General features: G+C 68.5%; 15 protein-coding genes and 1 pseudogene. 9 read left to right on the plus strand and 7 right to left on the minus strand.

What is annotated here, in order from left to right; genetic code table 11:
• Nucleotides 1-76: 76 nt before the first annotated feature.
• Nucleotides 77-865, minus strand: coding sequence for a GntR family transcriptional regulator (locus ACK59X_RS20545; protein ID WP_409960243.1), 789 nt, complete (start codon nucleotides 863-865; stop codon nucleotides 77-79).
• Between the two features lie 258 nt (nucleotides 866-1,123).
• On the opposite strand from ACK59X_RS20545, the gene ACK59X_RS20550 reads away from it, so the two are divergent.
• From ACK59X_RS20550 to acnB, 5 genes are all read left to right on the plus strand, one after another.
• Nucleotides 1,124-2,110, plus strand: a complete 987-nt coding sequence (locus ACK59X_RS20550) for a malate dehydrogenase (RefSeq protein WP_409960244.1) — start codon at nucleotides 1,124-1,126, stop codon at nucleotides 2,108-2,110.
• Nucleotides 2,111-2,137: 27 nt separating this feature from the next.
• Nucleotides 2,138-2,917 carry a trans-aconitate 2-methyltransferase gene (gene tam / locus ACK59X_RS20555; RefSeq protein ID WP_409960245.1) on the plus strand — a complete coding sequence of 260 codons (780 nt, stop codon included), beginning with the start codon at nucleotides 2,138-2,140 and terminating at the stop codon, nucleotides 2,915-2,917.
• Nucleotides 2,914-3,921 (plus strand): HpcH/HpaI aldolase/citrate lyase family protein, encoded by a 1,008-nt coding sequence (locus ACK59X_RS20560; protein ID WP_409960246.1) that lies wholly within the window; start codon nucleotides 2,914-2,916, stop codon nucleotides 3,919-3,921. The genes tam and ACK59X_RS20560 overlap by 4 nt, the downstream gene beginning before the upstream one ends.
• Before the next feature lie 21 nt (nucleotides 3,922-3,942).
• Nucleotides 3,943-4,620 (plus strand): hypothetical protein, encoded by a 678-nt coding sequence (locus ACK59X_RS20565; RefSeq protein ID WP_409960247.1) that lies wholly within the window; start codon nucleotides 3,943-3,945, stop codon nucleotides 4,618-4,620.
• Nucleotides 4,621-4,711: 91 nt separating this feature from the next.
• The gene (gene acnB, locus ACK59X_RS20570; protein WP_409960248.1) at nucleotides 4,712-7,297 is read left to right on the plus strand and encodes a bifunctional aconitate hydratase 2/2-methylisocitrate dehydratase; all 2,586 of its coding nucleotides are present in this window, start codon (nucleotides 4,712-4,714) and stop codon (nucleotides 7,295-7,297) included.
• A 77-nt stretch (nucleotides 7,298-7,374) separates the two neighbouring features.
• On the opposite strand, the gene ACK59X_RS20575 is transcribed toward acnB, so the two are convergent.
• Complete coding sequence (locus ACK59X_RS20575; protein ID WP_409960249.1) at nucleotides 7,375-8,028, minus strand: O-methyltransferase; 654 nt, start codon at nucleotides 8,026-8,028, stop codon at nucleotides 7,375-7,377.
• A 127-nt stretch (nucleotides 8,029-8,155) separates the two neighbouring features.
• On the opposite strand from ACK59X_RS20575, the gene ACK59X_RS20580 reads away from it, so the two are divergent.
• Together ACK59X_RS20580 and ACK59X_RS20585 are read left to right on the plus strand one after the other, a co-directional pair.
• Nucleotides 8,156-8,788 carry a TetR family transcriptional regulator gene (locus tag ACK59X_RS20580; RefSeq protein ID WP_409960250.1) on the plus strand — a complete coding sequence of 211 codons (633 nt, stop codon included), beginning with the start codon at nucleotides 8,156-8,158 and terminating at the stop codon, nucleotides 8,786-8,788.
• A gap of 106 nt (nucleotides 8,789-8,894) precedes the next feature.
• Nucleotides 8,895-11,471: an ankyrin repeat domain-containing protein gene (locus tag ACK59X_RS20585; protein WP_409960251.1), complete on the plus strand. Its 2,577-nt coding sequence runs from the start codon at nucleotides 8,895-8,897 to the stop codon at nucleotides 11,469-11,471.
• 19 nt (nucleotides 11,472-11,490) lie between these two features.
• On the opposite strand, the gene ACK59X_RS20590 is transcribed toward ACK59X_RS20585, so the two are convergent.
• The 3 genes from ACK59X_RS20590 to ACK59X_RS20600 form a co-directional block, all read right to left on the minus strand.
• A complete protein-coding gene (locus ACK59X_RS20590; RefSeq protein ID WP_409960252.1) occupies nucleotides 11,491-12,630 on the minus strand; it encodes a hypothetical protein in 1,140 nt (379 codons plus the stop codon).
• A 67-nt stretch (nucleotides 12,631-12,697) separates the two neighbouring features.
• Nucleotides 12,698-13,087, minus strand: a complete 390-nt coding sequence (locus tag ACK59X_RS20595) for an ester cyclase (RefSeq protein WP_409960253.1) — start codon at nucleotides 13,085-13,087, stop codon at nucleotides 12,698-12,700.
• On the minus strand, nucleotides 13,084-13,980 hold the full coding sequence (locus tag ACK59X_RS20600; protein WP_409960254.1) for a LysR substrate-binding domain-containing protein: 897 nt from the start codon (nucleotides 13,978-13,980) through the stop codon (nucleotides 13,084-13,086). The genes ACK59X_RS20595 and ACK59X_RS20600 overlap by 4 nt, the downstream gene beginning before the upstream one ends.
• A 199-nt stretch (nucleotides 13,981-14,179) precedes the next feature.
• Between ACK59X_RS20600 and ACK59X_RS20605 the strand changes: the two genes are divergently transcribed.
• Nucleotides 14,180-15,016, plus strand: coding sequence for a sulfite exporter TauE/SafE family protein (locus ACK59X_RS20605; RefSeq protein WP_409960255.1), 837 nt, complete (start codon nucleotides 14,180-14,182; stop codon nucleotides 15,014-15,016).
• Here ACK59X_RS20605 and ACK59X_RS20610 read toward each other — a convergent pair.
• A complete protein-coding gene (locus tag ACK59X_RS20610; RefSeq protein ID WP_409960256.1) occupies nucleotides 15,013-16,467 on the minus strand; it encodes a sensor histidine kinase in 1,455 nt (484 codons plus the stop codon). The genes ACK59X_RS20605 and ACK59X_RS20610 overlap by 4 nt on opposite strands.
• A gap of 1 nt (nucleotide 16,468) precedes the next feature.
• Nucleotides 16,469-17,128 carry a response regulator gene (locus ACK59X_RS20615; protein WP_409960257.1) on the minus strand — a complete coding sequence of 220 codons (660 nt, stop codon included), beginning with the start codon at nucleotides 17,126-17,128 and terminating at the stop codon, nucleotides 16,469-16,471.
• Between the two features lie 265 nt (nucleotides 17,129-17,393).
• On the opposite strand from ACK59X_RS20615, the pseudogene ACK59X_RS20620 reads away from it, so the two are divergent.
• Nucleotides 17,394-17,540 (plus strand): annotated as a pseudogene (locus tag ACK59X_RS20620) (phosphate/phosphite/phosphonate ABC transporter substrate-binding protein); the annotation flags it as partial.

The following is a 17,540-nucleotide window of genomic DNA, read 5'->3' on the forward strand; positions in this document are numbered from 1 at the left end:
ATTCTATTGCAACGCAACACACGCGGTTTCAAGTCGCCCCTAATGCCGACATTTCCGCTCAGTTGCCAGGGTAGTGTCAGCTCAGTTCATTACGGTAGTGGTGGGTGTCCGTGAGGTACAGGCCGCGCCGTAACTCCATGGGAACGTCGTTGTAGGTGTAAGCGATGCGTTCCACGCTGAGCAGCGGCGTGCCCGGTGCCACCTTCAGCACCGCGGCCTGTTCGGCATCAGGCAGCACGGCGCGTATTTTCTCTTCGGCGCGCACCATGCGTACGCCGAAGTCGATTTCGAACATGGCGTAAGTAGGGCCTTCGTAGCTGGCCAGCTGTTCTGCCGTCAGCCCCTTGAAAGCCTGGCCCGGCAGCCAGATGTCTTCGAGGATGGTGGGCACGCCCACGAAGGACAGCACGCGCCGCGCCTGGATCACCGGGTCGGCGCTGCGCAGCGCCAGGGCGCGCGCCACGTCGGCGGTGGCGCGCACGCGCTTGCAGTCGATCACCTCGCGCTTGGCGCGGCCTTCGCCGCGGGCGTCGCCGGTGTCGGGCATGAGCTTCAGAAAGCGGTACTGCACATGCTGCTCGGCATGCGTGGCCACGAAGGTGCCCTTGCCCTGGCGGCGCATGACCAGGTTCTCGGCCGCCAGCTCGTCGATGGCCTTGCGCACCGTGCCCTGGCTCACGCGAAAGCGCGCGGCCAGCTCCATCTCGCTGGGGATGGCCTCGCCCGGCTTCCACTCGCCCTGCTGCAGGCTCTGCAGGATCAGGCCCTTGATCTGTTGGTACAGCGGGCTGAACGCCGGCGTGGCAGAGCCCGCGCCGGCCGCAGGCTGCGCAGGGGTGTCGGCGTTGAGCGGGATCGAGGACATGGCGGTCGGTTGGTGGGCTTTGTCGGGGCGCTGTGGGGGCTCGGTGCGGGTGTTGCGAACGGGCAGGCACACACCTTTCCCAGTCTCTTTTTCAGGGTCCCGATCATATCTTATATAAGACATAAGACAAATTGACCGGGGTATTGAATCGGCGGTACACTCCAAGGCTGTTTTGCGGGGCACGGGCTGCTGGTAACAGGCGCTGGTGCTTGCGTTGCACACACCCCTGATTTCCTTACCTTCCCTGGAGTTCTCACCATGAGCAAGAAGCCCGTTCGCGTTGCCGTCACCGGCGCCGCTGGTCAAATCGGTTACGCACTGCTGTTCCGCATCGCCTCCGGCGAAATGCTGGGCAAGGACCAGCCGGTCATTCTGCAACTGCTCGAAGTGCCTGTCGAAGGCCCCCAGAAGGCGCTCAAGGGCGTGATGATGGAGCTCGACGACTGCGCATTCCCCCTGCTGGTCGGCATGGAAGCCCACAGCGACCCGATGACCGCCTTCAGGGATGCCGACTACGCCCTGCTGGTCGGTTCGCGTCCACGCGGCCCCGGCATGGAACGTGCCGAACTGCTGGCCGTCAACGGCGCCATCTTCACGGCCCAGGGCAAGGCACTGAACGCCGTGGCCTCGCGCAACGTGAAGGTGCTGGTCGTCGGCAACCCTGCCAACACCAACGCCTACATCGCCATGAAGTCGGCGCCTGACCTGCCACGCAAGAACTTCACCGCCATGCTGCGCCTGGACCACAACCGCGCTGCCAGCCAGATCGCTGCCAAGACCGGCAAGGCCGTGGCCGACATCGAGAAGCTGACCGTCTGGGGCAACCACTCGCCCACGATGTACGCCGACTACCGCTTCGCCACCATCAATGGCGAAAGCGTCGCCAAGATGATCAACGACCAGGAATGGAACGCCAACACCTTCCTGCCCACCGTGGGCAAGCGCGGCGCCGCCATCATCGAAGCACGCGGCCTGTCCTCGGCTGCCTCGGCCGCCAACGCCGCCATCGACCACATGCGTGACTGGGCCCTGGGCACCAACGGCAAGTGGGTCACCATGGGCATCCCGTCGGACGGCCAGTACGGCATCCCCAAGGACACCATGTTCGGCTTCCCCGTCACCTGCGAAAACGGCGAGTACAAGATCGTCGAAGGCCTGGAAATCGACGCCTTCTCGCAAGAGCGCATCGACAAGACCCTGGCCGAGCTGCAAGGCGAGCAAGACGGCGTCAAGCACCTGCTGTAATCGGTCCGCAGACAGACAAGTCCTTCCATGGCCGACTGGAACCCCGCGCTCTACCGCCGTTTCGAGGACGAGCGCACGCGCCCGGCCGCCGAGCTGCTGGCGCGTGTTCCGCTGGCCCGGGCCGCCCATGTGGTGGACCTGGGCTGCGGGCCGGGCAATTCCACCGAGCTGCTGGTGCAGCGCTTTCCACAGGCGCAGGTCACCGGCATCGACACTTCCGAGGCCATGCTGGCCAGCGCGCGCGAGCGCCTGCCCGGCACGGCCTTTGAATTGGGCGACATCGCCACCTGGGTGCCCGCTGTGGCGCCCGACCTGATTTACGCCAACGCCGCCCTGCAATGGGTGGCGGGGCACGAAACCCTGGTTCCCCGGCTGTTCAGCCTGCTCACCCCCGGCGGCGTGCTGGCCATCCAGCTGCCCGACAACCGGCAGGAACCCTCGCACCGCCTGATGCGCGCCGTGGCCGGCGAAGAGCCCTGGCGCGGGCCCATCGGCGACGCCGATGCCGTGCGCACCGAGCTGGCCACCATCGCCGGCTACTACGACATGCTGGCCAAGGATGCCGCCCACGTGGACGTGTGGCACACCGTCTACCAGCACGTCATGCCCACGGCTGGCTCCATCGTCGACTGGCTGCGCAGCACCGGCCTGCGCCCCTTCCTCGACCCGCTGGGCGACGCACTGCGCGCCAGCTTCCTGGCCGAGTACGAACGCCGCATCGGCGAGGCCTACCCCGAGCGCAGCGACGGCAACCGCCTGCTAGCCTTTCCGCGCATGTTCATCGTCGCCCAGCGCCGCCCATCATGAGCACCGTGGCCGTACCCGCACACCCTGCCAGCGTTCTGTTGGGCGCCCAGGCCGCCGCCCTGCGCCTGCCCGTGTGCGACCACTACAGCGGCGTGGAAGCGCGCATGAGGAAAAGCCTGCAGCTGCAGGCCGAGATGACGGCCGAGTTCGGCCACTGCGTGTTCGACGTCACCCTGGACTGCGAAGACGGCGCCCCCGTGGGTCAGGAGCGCGAGCATGCGGCCCTGGTCGCATCGCTGGCACTGGGCGCCGCCGAGGGCGCGCGCGTGGCCGCCCGGGTGCACACCGTGGACCACGCCGCCTTTGCCAATGACATCGCCACCATCGCGGGCGAGGCCGGCCACCGGCTCACCCACATCATGGTGCCCAAGGTCGAGTCGGTGGACGACGTGCTGCAGGCCGAAAAGGCGCTGCTCGCCGCCTCGGCCGGCCACCTGCCGCTGCACGTGCTGATCGAATCGCCCGCCGCCGTGCACCGCGCCTTCGAGATCGCCGCGCACCCGCGCGTGCAGAGCATCAGCTTCGGGCTCATGGATTTTGTCTCCGCGCATGGCGGGGCCATCCCTTCGTCGGCCATGGGCTCGCGCGGCCAGTTCGAGCACCCGCTGGTGGTGCGCGCCAAGCTCGAGATCGCAGCCGCCTGCCATGCCCACGGCAAGGTGCCCTCGCACTGCGTGGTGACCGAGTTTTCCGACACCGCTGCCATGCAGGCCGCCGCCACCCGCGCTTCGCAGGAGCTGGGCTACACCCGCATGTGGAGCATCCACCCCGGCCAGATCCGCCCCATCCTGCAGGCCTTTGCGCCGCAGCAGGACGAGATCGAGCTGTCCGCCCGCATCATTGCCGCTGCAGCGCAGGCCGACTGGGCGCCCATCAGCCACGATGGCACCCTGCACGACCGCGCCAGCTACCGCTACTACTGGCAGGTGCTCGAACGCGCCCACCAGACCGGGCGCGCCCTCCCGCCCGACGTGGCCCACTGGTTTGCTTCCCCCCACGCCTGAAACCTTTCCAGGACCTTTCCCATGAAATCTCTGATTCTCACCTCCGCCCTGATGCTGGTGGCCCCTGGCCTTGCCCTGGCGCAGGCCGCTGCAGAGCCCGCCAAGAAGAGCGCCCCCGCCGCCAAGAAGGAAGCCGCACCGAAGAAGGAGGCTGCTGCGAAGCCGGCCGCCAAGCCCGCGGCCAAGACGGCCGAAGCCAAGGACAAGGCTCCGCCCAAGAAGACCGCCAAGGCAGAGCCCACCAGCAGCCGCCAGCAGCTGAACACCGCCGCAAACCAGGTGGCGTCCGGCCTCATCGCCGCCGACGCGGCGCTGAGCCCCGAAGAGCAGGCCGTTGCCCAGAAGGTGCACACCGGCCGCATCGCCTGCGAGCTGGGCGCCTTCGTCAACGTGACGGCCGACGCCGCCATCCCCGGGCGCTTTCACATCGAAGGCAAGGGCTTCAAGTACCACATGACCCCCGTGGTCACCAGCACCGGTGCCGTGCGCCTGGAAGACCAGAAGGCCGGCGCCGTGTGGCTGCAGATCGCCAACAAGTCCATGCTGATGAACCAGAAGCTCGGCCAGCGCCTGGCCGATGAGTGCATGAGCGCCGAGCAGACCCTGGTGGCCGAAGCCGCCAAGAAGGCACCGCCCCAGAGCGTGTTCGACCCGCTGCCTGCGGCTGGCGCCACCGGCACGGCCACGGCCACCAAATAACGAAATCCGACGAGACACGGTACCCCCGCACCGCCGGCCCTTGCAGCCGCGGCGCAACCACCCCACTTTAGAACGCAACCGGAGAGAAATGATGTTGAAAGCCTACCGTGACCATGTGGCCGAGCGCGCCGCGCTGGGCATCCCACCGCTGCCCCTGACGGCCAAGCAGACCGGCGAGCTGATCGAGCTGCTCAAGAACCCGCCCGCCGGTGAAGGTGAGACGCTGGTGGACCTGATCACCAACCGCGTGCCCGCCGGTGTGGACGACGCCGCCAAGGTCAAGGCCAGCTACCTGGCCGCCGTGGCCCACGGTACCGAAGTGTGCACGCTGATCGGCCGCGAAAAGGCCACGCAGTTGCTGGGCACCATGCTGGGCGGCTACAACCTCACCCCCCTGATCGACCTGCTGGACGACGCGGCCGTGGCCTCCGTCGCCGCCGAAGCGCTCAAGAAGACGCTGCTGATGTTCGACCAGTTCCACGACGTCAAGGAAAAGGCCGACAAGGGCAACACCTTCGCCAAGGCCGTGCTGCAAAGCTGGGCCGAGGCCGAGTGGTTCACCAGCCGCCCCGAAGTGCCCCAGAGCATCAAGCTCACCGTGCTCAAGGTCACCGGCGAAACCAACACCGACGATCTGTCGCCCGCACCCGACGCCTGGAGCCGCCCCGACATCCCGCTGCATGCCCTGGCCATGCTCAAGAACAAGCGCGACGGCATCACGCCGGAAGAAGACGGCAAGCGCGGCCCCATCAAGTTCATCGAAGACCTGCGTGCCAAGGGCAACCTGGTGGCCTACGTCGGCGACGTGGTGGGCACCGGCTCCAGCCGCAAGTCGGCGACCAACAGCGTGCTGTGGTTCACGGGTGAAGACATTCCCTTCGTGCCCAACAAGCGCTTCGGCGGCGTGTGCCTGGGCAGCAAGATCGCTCCCATCTTCTACAACACCATGGAAGACGCGGGCGCGCTGCCCATCGAACTCGACGTGAGCCAGATGAACATGGGCGACGAGATCGAGCTGCTGCCCTACGCCGGCAAGGCCCTCAAGGACGGCCAGGTCATCGCCGAATTCGAAGTCAAGAGCGAAGTGCTGTTCGACGAAGTGCGCGCCGGCGGCCGCATTCCGCTGATCATCGGCCGCGGCCTCACGGCCAAGGCGCGCGAGGCCCTGGGCCTGGCACCTTCCACGCTGTTCCGCCTGCCGCAAGTGCCTGCCGCCACCGGCAAGGGCTTCACGCTGGCGCAGAAGATGGTCGGCCGCGCCTGCGGCCTGCCCGAAGGCCAGGGCGTGGTGCCCGGCACGTACTGCGAACCGCGCATGACCTCGGTCGGCTCGCAGGACACCACCGGCCCCATGACGCGCGACGAACTGAAGGACCTGGCCTGCCTGGGCTTCAGCTCCGACCTGGTGATGCAGTCCTTCTGCCACACGGCTGCCTACCCCAAGCCCGTGGACGTGAAGATGCACCACGAGCTGCCCGACTTCATCAGCACGCGCGGCGGCATCTCGCTCAAGCCCGGCGACGGCATCATCCACAGCTGGCTCAACCGCATGCTGCTGCCTGACACCGTCGGTACCGGCGGCGACTCGCACACCCGCTTCCCCATCGGCATCAGCTTCCCCGCCGGCTCCGGCCTGGTGGCGTTTGCCGCCGCCACGGGTGTGATGCCCCTCGATATGCCTGAATCGGTGCTGGTGCGCTTCAAGGGCAAGATGCAGCCCGGCGTCACGCTGCGCGACCTGGTGCACGCGATCCCGCTGTACGCCATCAAGGCCGGCCACCTCACCGTGGCCAAGCAGGGCAAGAAGAACATCTTCTCCGGCCGCATCCTGGAAATCGAAGGCCTGCCGGACATGAAGGTCGAGCAAGCGTTCGAGCTGTCCGACGCATCGGCCGAGCGCTCTGCCGCCGGCTGCACGGTGCGCCTGAACAAGGAACCCGTGATCGAGTACATCAACTCGAACATCGTGCTGCTCAAGAACATGATCGCCCAGGGCTACGCCGACGCGCGCACCATCGGCCGCCGCATCAAGGCCATGGAAGCCTGGCTGGCCAACCCCCAGCTGCTGGCCCCCGATGAGAACGCCGACTACGCCGCCATCATCGAGATCGACCTGGCCGAGATCACCGAACCCATCGTCTGCTGCCCCAACGACCCTGACGACGCCAAGACGCTGTCGGACGTGGCCGGTGCCGCGATCGACGAAGTGTTCATCGGTTCGTGCATGACCAACATCGGCCACTTCCGCGCAGCCTCCAAGCTGCTCGAAGGCAAGAAGGACATCCCCGTCAAGCTGTGGATGGCCCCGCCCACGAAGATGGACGCGCACCAGCTTACCGAAGAAGGCCACTACGGCGTGTTCGGCGCGGCCGGCGCGCGCATGGAAATGCCCGGCTGCTCGCTGTGCATGGGCAACCAGGCCCAGGTGAAGGAGGGCGCCACCGTCATGTCCACCAGCACCCGCAACTTCCCCAACCGCCTGGGCAAGAACACCAACGTGTACCTGGGCTCGGCGGAGCTGTCGGCCATCTGCTCCAAGCTCGGCCGCATCCCCACCAAGGAAGAGTACCTGGCCGACATCGGCGTCATCAACCAGAACGGCGACAAGATCTACCAATACCTGAACTTCGACAAGATCGCCGAGTTCAAGGACGTGGCAGACGGCGTCACTGCCTGATAGAGGCACCCCAGGGGATCGTTGATCGATCCCCCCACAAAAAAGCGGCTCCCCGGAGCCGCTTTTTTCGTGCCCGATCAGCCCAGCCGCATCGACACTTCCACATCGCCGCCGAAAGGCACGCTCAGGTAGCCGCTGCCCGGCGCACGCACGCGCGCCAGGTAGTCGGGGCTGAAGTCGGCGTTGTCGGCCACGATCAGCGCGCCCGGGCGCAGGCGCTTCTCCACCAGCGCCAGCACGTCGGCGTACAGCGCCTTGGCGCCGTCGAGCAGCAGCAGGTCGATGGCATCGGGCAGGCCGCTGGCCAGGGTGTGCAGGGCATCGCCCTCGCGCACCTCGACCAGGTCGTCCAGGCCGCCCTGGGCCAGGTGCTCGCGCGCCCGGGCCACCTTGCCCGGTTCGAACTCGCTGGTGATCAGGCGCCCGCCGCCGTTGTCGCGCAGCGCCGCGGTCAGGTGCAGGGTGGAGATGCCGAACGAGGTGCCGAACTCGACGACATGGTGCGCGCCCGTGCTGCGCGCAAGCAGGTAGAGCAGGGTGCCGGTGCTGCGCGACACCGGCAGCCACAGGTCCTTGATGCGGCTGTAGTCGAGGTACTCGGTCTTGCTGTGCATCAGGCGCTCGCGCTCTTCGCGCGAGATGCCGGCCAGGGCCGGGCTGGTGGCCGCATCGGCCTGCCCGAACAGGCGCTCCAGCAGGGGCGCCAGGGGAAGGGTGTGCAATGTGTTCATGGAATTGTCCTGTATGGAGGGGAGCAGGCTTGCTTCCCGTAAAATGCGATCAATCCGTCGCGTTTTGAGTATGCGATGAATTCGTCGCATTCACCAGTCGCATTCGCTGCTGCCCTTTTGGACCCCCATGACCGAACCCCGCCGTCCCCAGATCTCCTCAAGAAAGCAGCCCCAGCAGGCCCGCTCGGCCGGGCTGGTGGCCGCCATCCTGCAGGCTGCTGTTCAGGTTCTGGCCAAGGAAGGGGCGGCGCGCTTCACCACGGCCCGCGTGGCCGAGAAGGCCGGCGTCAGTGTGGGTTCGGTCTACCAGTACTTCCCCAACAAGGCGGCCATCCTGTTCCGTCTGCAGGCCGATGAGTGGCAGCAGACGCAGGACATGCTGCGCAGCATCCTCAGCGATGCCAGCCGGCCCCCGCTGGCGCGCGTGCGCACGCTGGTGCACGCCTTCATCCGCTCGGAGTGCGAGGAGGCCGGCATGCGCAGCGCCCTGCAAGACGCCGCCCCGCTGTACCGCGACGCACCCGAGGCGCAGGCCATGCGTGCCAATGCCGACGGCATCATCGAGGCCTTCATGCAGGAGCTGCTGCCCGAGGTGCCCGCCGCGCAGCGCGCCCTGGCGGGCGACATGGTCACCGAAACCATGGCCGCGCTGGGCAGCCGCTTCTCCGCCAGCCCGCGCACCGAGGCCGAGATGACCGCCTATGCCGACGCCATGGCCGACATGTTCTGCGCCTACCTGCAGGCGCTGCCGCACCATTGAGCTGCCACGCATTTGCAACACATTCGCCACTGGTTTGTCATGCAATTGTCATGATCGGCCTGCATTCTTCGCCCATAACAACAACAAAAGAAATGGAGGGACATCCATGGCAAGAGAGAACAACCCCGAGAAGATAGACACCCTGGGCAAGCGCCTGGGGATGCTGCTGTTCAGCGGGCTCTTCGCAGCGGCCTTTGGCCTGGGCGGCTACTTCGCAGGGATCCAGCCCCTGGCGCAGACGCTCCGGGCGGCGCTGGAGGTGCGCAGCTGGCAGCCGGTGGCGGCCCAGGTGCTGGGAACCGAGCTCAAGCGCCACACGTCCAGCGACGGCACCACCTACCGGGTGCATGCCCGCTACCGCTACGAATTCGCGGGCCGGCAGTACGAGGGCACCCGGGTGGGGCTCGACCCCGAGGCCGGCGCCGACAACATCGGCGACTGGCACCAGCACTGGCACGGTCTGCTGCAAAGCGCCCAGTCCCGGGGGCAAGCCATCACCATCATGGTCAACCCACAGGCGCCCGCGCAGGCCCTTATCGACCCTTCCATCCGCTGGGCGCTGCAGGTGTTCCGCGTGCCCTTTGCCCTGGTCTTCACGGGCGTGGGCCTGGTGGCGGGCTGGTTCTTCGTGCATATCCTGCTGGGCGGAGGCGGCAGGAAGGAGGAGGCAGAACTGGGCACTGCGCCCGAGTCCCTGCAAAAGGGCGCGGCCAGCAAGTCGGCGGGCGCCACCTGGTTCTTCACCGTCTTCTGGTGCGGCATCGCCTTCCCCATGGCCGCCATGCTGTGGACCAGCGGCAGCGCCCCCTGGTACGCCAAGGCCTTCATCTCCATTTTCGTCATGGTGGGGCTGGGGCTGATCGGTCTGTCCCTGCACCAGACGCGCCAGGCCTGGCGCTATGCGGGCGCGGCGCTCACGGCGCTGCCGGCCCGGCCGCGCGCAGGCCACCCGGTGGAGCTGACGCTGCTGCTGCCCGAGCGCGCCGCCGCCCACCAGCAAGAGAAGCGTCCGCAGCTGCGCCTGGCCCAGTACCGGGTGGACGAATCGAGCTCCGGCTCGCCCGAGCGCTGCGTGGAGTCCTTCACCGAAGCGGCGCGCATGCAGCGCACCGCCGATGGCGGGCTGCGGCTGATGGCGCGCTTCGATCTGCCGGCCGATGCGCCGCCGCATGGCGCCCAGCGCTCGGGCGAGCGCGTGGACTGGCGGCTGGAGCTGCTGCACGGGCCCGGCGGCTCGGTGGAGCTGACCTACGACCTGCCCGTGCAGGCCGCGGTGCACAGCTTTGGTGGCGCAGACAGCGAAGCGCCCGACCGCTTTGACCGGCGCGCCGCCTGGAAGGAGGAGACCCCCATCCCCGTTGCCCACGCCACCAGCGGAGAGGCGGACGAGGACCGTGAAGAGGGAAACCCGGTGGTCCTGCCCGCCTCGGTCACGCTGCAGGAAGCCGCCGATGGCTGGCACTACCGCTTCAGCCAGACGGGCTGGCGCTGGGCGGCCGCCCTGGTGCTGGCAGGCCTGGTGGTGGAAGGGGCGATCAATGGCCGCTGGGCCGGTGCCCAGGGCCTGGTGCTGCCGCGGTCCTGGTTCTTTGCCGGCATCGCCTGGTGGGCGCTGCTGGCCTTTGCGCTGCACGCCGCCACGCGCCGCTGGGAGCTGGCCGTGCGCGACGAAGGCATCCGCGTGCGCTGCCGTTCCTGGCTATGGTCGCGCACGCGGGCCCTGCCGGGCCAGGCCAGCCAGGCGCTGGTGCACAAGCTGCTGTACTCCACCGGCAGCGGCGGCAGCGAAACACGCTACTACGCGGTGTACGCCCGCGTCGCCGATGGTGGGCTGGCGCGCCTGACTCCCGGCATTGCCGGCGATGCCGGGGCGATGGCGCTGGGCCAGTCGGTCGCCCAGGCCTGGGGCCACCGCCGGGGCCGCTTCAGCCCCGGCGCCGCGCGGCCTGCGCGCTCGGCGCACTCGCGCCCGGGCTGGGGCGCGGTGGTGCTGGCTGCCGCGCTGGCCTGGGTGCTCTGGGCGCCGAAGCCTGACAGGCTTGCGGCAGCCCCCACGAATGCCATGCCGTCGGTCTCATACTCTGCCGTGGACGGCCGCCTGCTCGATGCACAGAACGCTGGCGACGCCCCGGCCCTGCGCGCCGCGCTGGCCGCCGGGGCCAACCCCAACCTGCTGGCGCCCAACGGCTCCAGCGTGCTCATGCTGGCCGCCCACCGCGGCCAGATGGAGCACATCGAGGCTTTGCTGGCCGCTGGTGCCCAGCCCGACCTGCGCCAGACCCAACAGGACAGCGAGCGCGGCGACACCGCCCTGCTGCGCGCCTTCTACGGCGGCCACCTGGCCGCAGCCCAGCGCCTGGTGCAGGCCGGGGCCGGCCTGTCGGCGCGCAACCGCTGGGACTGGGGCCCCATGCACATGGCCGCGCAAAGCGGCTGCATCGAATGCCTGGAGTGGCTGGCGGCGCGCGATCAGTTGATCGACGAGCCCGCACCCGCCAGCCGCGGCGAAACGCCCACCATGCTGGCTGCCAGCCGGGGCAGGGTCGAGGCGCTGAAGTGGTTCGCTGCGCGCGGCGTGGATCTGGCGCGCAAGGACGCGCACGGCAAGACCGCCCTCGACTGGGCACGCTTCAAGAAGCAGGCCGAGGCCGAGCAGTGGCTGCTGGAGCGGGCCACGCGCTGAGGCCGTGCCTGCGCAAGGCCTACGCCTTGCGCTGCACGTTCTTTTGCAGGTAGTCCAGCACCCGGTCCACCCGCTGGACCGCGGTGGCCTTCATGGCGGGCGCCGCCGTGCGCTCGTCGCTCGCGCGCTTGTACTGCGCCACCGCCTGGAACTGCTTGCCGCCATACAGCCAGGCGCTGATGAGCGCTGCGTAGCCGGCGCTCTGGTGCACATGCTCCGCCAGGCTCTTGGGGGCCTGGGGGGTCTTGGGCGCAGGCAGCGGGAACGCGGGCGTTCCCGACATCACGGCCTGCAGGTCCGGGGCCGTGCGGGTCATCTCCAGAATCGGGCCTATCGGGTCCTGCACCTCGTTCACCATGCGCTGCAGTTCGGCCTGGGTGCGCACGGGCACATAGGCATAGACCCCCTGGAAGATGCCGACCCAGAAGCTCATCTGACGCCGGAAGAACATCTCGTCCTGCTCCGGAAAGATGGCGCGCTGGATGCTGGCGATCTCTTCGCTGAAGACATTGATGTCGACGGCCAGGCAGGGTGCGTTGTTGACCGTCGTGCTCAGCAGCGTGACGCTCTGGCCCCCGGCCGGGGTGGCCCGGAAATACGTGGCCTCTGCCTGCGCGCGGTAGTACGGCAGGCCCAGCGCCAGCCGGGGTGCAATGAAGCCGTGCTGCAGCAGCAGGGCGTTGAGCGCAGCGCGCATCTCGTCGCGCGAGGCCTGCAGCGCCAGGGACAGCGGGGCTGCCGCCTCGCGGGCGGGTTCTTCCACGGCCTGCGCCGTCTCCATCCAGAAGCCGGCGCGCTCGGGTGGCAGTACGCGGTCGGGCGGCACCAGGGCCAAGCCCTGCTGGTCGTCCAACACGGTCAGGCCCAGCGCGTTGGCCTGCTTGGCGACCACGCGCAGCAGGTGCACGCGGTTGGCTTCGGGCAGCTCGAAGGTCCACACGGCCTTGTTGCAGCCTTTCGCGCCGGCCACCGGGTCGCTGGCCCAGGGCGCCTCGCCACAGCCCTTGTAGGCCGCCATCTGCGCGGCCAGGGCGGCGAACTTGGGCTGCGATCCGGGCCCCAGAAGCTCCAGCTCGAACCATTGGCGAAGGACTTCCTCGAACGAGGCCGGGGCGGCCTTGCCGGCCGGGTGTTCCCAAATACGAAGGTCGTAGCTCATGCTGCGGGTGGGCGATAGGGCATTGGGGCGTTGTCAGGGCGTTGGAAGTTCAGTGCGGCGCCGTGGTTCAGAGTTGCGATTCGATCATCGCCTTGTCGATCACCGACCACACTTCGGCAATCTTGCCATCGCGGAAGGTATAGAACACGTTTTCCGAGAACTGTACCCGCTGCCCGTTCACCGGCAGGCCCGAAAACTCACCTGCGGGCGTGCAGTCGAACTGCAACCGCGCCGCTACGTGGGTCGCATCGGCCACCAGCAGCGCGACGTGGAACTGCAGGTCGGGGATGTCGCGGTAGTCCTGCTCCAGCATGGCCCGGTAGCCGGCCAGCCCCAGGGGCCGCGCATTGTGCGTGGCCTCGGCATGCACATAGCCGCCCAGGCGCTCCCAGTCCTGCGCGTTCAGGCAGGCGATGTAGGCGCGGTAGGTGGTTTCCAGGTCGGTGGCTTGGGTCATGTGGAAGCGGGGCCTTGTTTCAGGTGTTGTACCAGTTGTTGCGCATGTTGTGGCAGATCGTCCAGCGTGCGCAGGCACAGCACCAGCCGCCGGTCGGCCCAGGCATCGGTCAGGCGCACGGCCTTCACGCGCAGCGTGCGGGCGTGGCGTGCCGCCGCTGCGCGCGGGATGATGCCCACGCCCACCCCCAGGCCCACCAGCTGGCACACGGCCTCGAACTGGCGCAGCCGCACCCGGTAGCGCAGCCGCTGCCCCTGGCGCTGGGCCTGGCGCACCACCAGCGCCTGCAGCGCGCTGCCTTCGGCCAGGCCGATGAAGTCCAGGTGCGCCACCTCGGCCAGCGCCACGCTGCGGCGCCCCGCCAGGTCGTGTCCCTGCGGCACCACCAGCACCAGCGGGTCGGGCCGCAGCACCCGCGTGGCCAGGCCTTCGAGGTCCACCGCGTCGGACACCAGGCCCATGTCGCACAGGCCGGCACGCACCGCGTCGGCCACCTCCTGGCTGGAGCGTTCCTCCACGTCCACCGAAATGCGCGGGTGCCGCGCCAGAAAGCCCGCGATCGCCTGCGGCAGGTACTCGCTCAGCGCCGAGCTGTTGCACAGCACGCGCACATGGCCGGCCAGGCCTGCGCCGTACTCGCCCAGGTCGCCGCGCAACTGCTCCATCTGCTGCAGCACCAGCCGCGCGTGGTGCAGCAGGGTGTGGCCGGCCGGCGTGGGCTGCACCCCGCGCTGGGCACGCAGCAGCAGGGGCACGCCCAGCGCATCTTCCATGCCGCGGATGCGCTCGCTGGCCGATGCCAGCGCCATGTGGCTGCGCTCGGCCCCACCGGTGATCGTGCCGGCCTCGTGCACGTTCAGAAACAGCCGCAGATCGGTCAGGTCAAAGCGCATGGAGCGCAAGGTAGCACAACAGCCTTCGGCCCAGCCTGAGGCTGGGTGCGCCGCATTCCGCATTTTCAGCCGCGCCGGCATTGCCAAGAATGGCAGGCACACCCACCGACCGGGCAGAGATGCGAAGGAGACGCCCCGTGGATCCAGTACAAATTCAAAATCGTCCTATGTCGCCTGTGCCGCAGGCAAGGCGGTGGACATGACGGTCGGCATGCTGTTCGCGGGTGCCCCCTGGGGCTGGCTGCTCGGCGCCGCGGCCGTCTTTCTGTTGGCCGGCGGCGTCAAGGGCATCGTGGGCCTGGGCCTGCCCACCGCCTCCATGGCCCTGCTGGCGCTGATGATGGCGCCCGCCGAGGCCGCAGCCCTGCTCATCGTGCCCTCGCTCATCACCAACATCTGGCAGCTGCGGCCCTGGGGCACGCTGATGCCGCTGCTGCGCCGCCTCTCGGGCATGCAACTGGGCATCTGCGCGGGCACCTGGCTCGGGGCCTGGGCCATCGGCGCGCCGGCGGGTGCCTGGTCTCGTGCGCTGCTGGGCGTGGCGCTCATCGCCTACGGCGGCTGGGGCCTGCTGGGCGCACGCCTGCCGGCGGTCACGCCGCAGGTGGAGCGCTGGCTGTCGCCCCTGGTGGGCTTCGTCACCGGTGGGGTCACTGCCGCCACCGGCGTCTTCGTCGTGCCCGCCGTGCCCTACCTGCAGACCCTGGGCCTGCACAAGGATGCGCTGGTGCAGGCCATGGGCATCTGCTTCACCGTCTCCACCATCGCGCTGGCGGGCGGCCTGGCGCTCAATGCCAGCTACCCGGCGTCCGCCCTCGTGCTTTCGGCCTGGATGCTGCTGCCCGCGCTGCTGGGCATGGCCCTGGGTACCCGCATCCGCCAGCGCATGTCGGCCGTGTGGTTCCGGCGCTGCCTGATGGTGGGGCTGCTGGCGCTGGGGGTCTACATGGTGGCGGATGCGCTGGCCTGGCACGGCTTCTCCTCGTCGCATGGCGGCGAGAGCGAGGGGGCGCTGCGCAGGGTGCGGGCCAGTTAATGACCCGGTACCACGGGGCGCCAGGCAAACTCCACGTCCAGCCCCAGAACCCGGTCGCCTTCAACCCGGTTGTCCAGCCTGAGTTCTGCACCGATGGTGCGCGCCAGGTCCGCACAGATGGCCAGCCCCAGCCCCGCGCCGCTGTTGGGCCGGGCCGAGGGCTCACGGGCGAATGGTGTAAACGCCATGGCCTGCATCCCGGGCGACATGCCGGGCCCGGTGTCCCACACGATGAGGCGCACGCCGCCTTGCTCCATGGCCTTCTCGATGCGCACGCCGAGCTGGCCCTGCCCGGGCGTGAATTCAATGGCGTTGCGCAGCAGGTTCGCAAGGATCTCGCGCACCATCCAGCGCTGGCTCTCCATCACGAAGGGCCTGGCGTCCAGCTGAAAGTCGAGCTGCTTGCGGGCGATGAGGGGCGACAGGTCGATGGCGATCTCGCTCACCAGTTCACCCAGGTCGAATGCATCGTTCTGTACTGCTGCGAGCGACTCGGTCTGTTGCGCCCGCGCCAGCGAGAGCAGCTGTTCGGCCAGCCGCGTGGCGCGGCGCGAGGTGGCGGCGATGGATGCGAGCGCTTCCTGGTGCGGAATGTCGCCACTCAGCCCCGCGTCCGCCTGCAGCTGCAGCACACTCAACGGTGTGCGCAACTGGTGTGAGGCGTCGGCCACGAAGCGTCGCTGCTGTTCGCGCGCATTGTGCAGCCGCGCCAGCAGACCATTGAAGGCCACCACCACGGGCTGCAGCTCGCGCAGCGCCACGGGGTCTTGCAAGGGCGCAAGATCGTCTGCTGGGCGGCGTTCCAGCCGGCGGGCAAAGGCGCGCAGCGGCTGCTGCGCCCAGGTGGCCATCAACCACACCAGCGCGAGCAGGGTGGCCAGCAGCGCGCCCTGGCGCAGCAGCGTCTGCTGCAGGATCTCGCGCGCCAGGCGGTCGCGGTAGGCGGAGGGTTCACCCACCTGAACGACCAGCAGGCGCATCCCTTCGAAGGGTTCCACCGGCTGCATCAGCGCGGCAACACGCATGGCCTCGGCACTCTGCCACGTGTCGTAGAGATCGATCATTGCCCCGTACAGGGGATGGATTTCCGGTCGCCCCCTGTACGGAGCCAGGGCTTCGTCGCCCGCCAGGTAGCGGCCATCCAGGTAGCTCACGCGGTAGACCATGCGGCTGCGCGTGCCGGAATCGCCGGAAGACCCGCTGTCGTAAATCTCCAGCGCGGCATGCGGCAGCGTGATCTGCAACTCGCCGCGCTCCAGGCGGATCAGGTCGGCCAGCGCGTGCGCGGAGGTCACGAGCAGGCGGTCGAACGCGATCTGGCTGGTGCGCAGCGTGGCGCGGTAGCTGGTGTAGGCGTCCAGCGCGAGGAACAGCACGAAGGGCACGGCCAGCCACAGCATGAGGCGCCGCCGCAGCGAAGGCGGTGTCTTCGGCGCGCGCTCACCGTCCACGTCAGCCTTCCTGCAACAGGTAGCCGACGCCGCGCAGGGTCATGATGCCCACGCCCGTGCCCACCAGTTTCTTGCGCACACGGTGCACCACCACTTCTATCGCGTCGGACTGCGCGGGCAGGTCTTGCCCGAAAGCCAGCGTGATGAGCCGTTCCTTGGCAACCGCGTGGCCGGGGTTGGCGATCAGTGCGGCCAGCAAAGCGCTCTCGCGAGGGCTCAGGTCCAGGGCTTGCGTGCCCACGTAGAAGGCGCCCGAGGCGCGGTCGTGGCGCAGCGCGCCGCAGTGCGGCATGTCGGCCGCGTGGGAGCGCCGGGCCAGTGCACGCACGCGCGCCTCGAGTTCGTCGATGTCGAACGGCTTGGCCAGGTAGTCGTCGGCCCCGGCGTTGAGGCCCACCACACGGTCGCCCACGGCGCCGCGCGCGGTCAGCACAAGCACGGGTGTGGCGTCACCACGCCCGCGCAAGCGCTGCAGCAGCTGCAGGCCGTCCATGCCGGGAATGCCGAGGTCCAGCAGCGCCACATCGCAGGTATTGGCGCGCAGCCATTCCAAGGCGGTCAGGCCGTCGCTGCAGCGCGCGACGTCGAATCCGCGTTTGGACAGCACGCGCACGAGCGCACCACCCAGATCGAAATCGTCTTCTACCAACAACAGTTTCATGGGCACTTCGGGGCACTGAAGACGGGCAGTCTAAGGGTTGCCTGGGGCGCCGCCGCCCTTCGCACGACCCCATCAGGGCAAACCACGAGTGATTTTGAAAGCAGCCTGAAAGCCAAGTGAAGGCCGGCAGAAAGACAGCACACCACACCATGGCACCTCTTTCCTATAGTCAGGCCACACGTTTCATCGGTCCACCCAACAGGAGACAAATCACATGAAGAACATGATGACCCACGCCCCGAAGGCCTTGGTCCTGCAACTGGCCATGGGTCTGCTTGGCGCCGGCCTGCTGGCCGCCGGCGGCGCCCAGGCGCAAGGCGCCGAATGCGCGAACCGCGGCGACCTGGACAACGCCTACTGCGACGCCAACAAAGACCTGGTGGCCGACACGCCGACCGACCCGAAAAAGCTG

This window comes from Acidovorax sp. (assembly GCF_046339755.1).
GTDB lineage: Bacteria > Pseudomonadota > Gammaproteobacteria > Burkholderiales > Burkholderiaceae_C > Acidovorax.